Genomic DNA, 1,003 nt, shown 5'->3' with positions numbered 1-1,003 from the left:
CGCCGAACGCGAGCAGCGTCGCCCACGCGGAGACGAACGGGACGAGCGCCACGTAGGCCACGGTGGCGTACAGCAGCCGCCGGCGCCATCCGGCGACGACGGAGAGGGGGTAGGCGACCGCGAGCACCAACCAGTAGTTCAGGACGTTGTCGAGGAGGTGACCCGTCTCCGTGTGGACGAAACTGGAGGCGAAGGCGGTCCACAGCGTCCATCGACTCTCCAGGATCCCCGTCGCGGACAGCGAGAGCGCCCACCCACGGCTTTCCGGCAGGGCCGCGACCGCGACGAGCAGCGCCGGGAGGGGGAGGGCGACGAGCAGGAGCTCGCCCGGGGGTCGCGATCGGACCGCTCGCGAGAGCGCGGCGAACAGCCCCCTGACCGACGGCGGCTCCTCGGGGCGGTCGACACTGTCGCCGTCCGCACCGCCGGCACCGTCGTCCGACCCGGTCTCGTCCACGGGAGACCTCATACGTCGGCTACGGGGTACCCAGCAAAAGGCGTTCGGCGAGCGTCACCGGCGGCCACGTCCGCTCTCGGTCGATCCGTCCGCCCCCGTCGTGGCGGGACTACAGCTGTGAGGCCGCGACGGTCCCGAGCGCCGACGCGAAATCCTCGGCGGTGATCGACACCTCGTCCGCGTGGTCGTTGGCGGCCTCGCCGTGTTCGTCCGCGACCCGCTCGATCGCGGTCATCGCCGCCTCCCGACAGACGGCCGCGATCTCCGCGCCGGAGTACCCCTCCGTCTCGTCGGCCAGCTCGTCGAGGTCGACGCCATCGGCGACCGGTTTGTCCCGGGTGTGAACCGCGAACACCTTCCGGCGCGCGTCGCGATCGGGCTCCGGCACCTCGATGTGGGTCTCCAACCGCCCCGGGCGCAACAGGGCGGGGTCGAGCGCGGACCGCCGGTTCGTCGCCGACAACACCACCAGGTTCGGGTTGTCGCTCGCGCGGTCGAGCTCCGTCAGCAGCTGGGAGACGACCCGCTCGCCGACGCCGGAGTCGT

The 1,003-nt window shown here is 72.2% G+C and carries 1 protein-coding gene and 1 pseudogene; both read right to left on the bottom strand.

Annotated elements, in window-relative coordinates; all coding sequences use genetic code 11:
• A pseudogene (locus ACFQEU_RS16565) lies at window positions 1–469 on the bottom strand (hypothetical protein); the annotation flags it as partial.
• Between the two features lie 97 nt (window positions 470–566).
• Window positions 567–1,003: AAA family ATPase (locus ACFQEU_RS16560; protein ID WP_379783931.1), on the bottom strand; the 437-nt coding region annotated here is incomplete at its 5' end.

Origin of the sequence: Halorubrum tibetense, assembly GCF_042661865.1 — an archaeon.
Lineage (GTDB): Archaea > Halobacteriota > Halobacteria > Halobacteriales > Haloferacaceae > Halorubrum > Halorubrum tibetense.
This window is presented reverse-complemented; position numbering and strand designations above follow the sequence as displayed.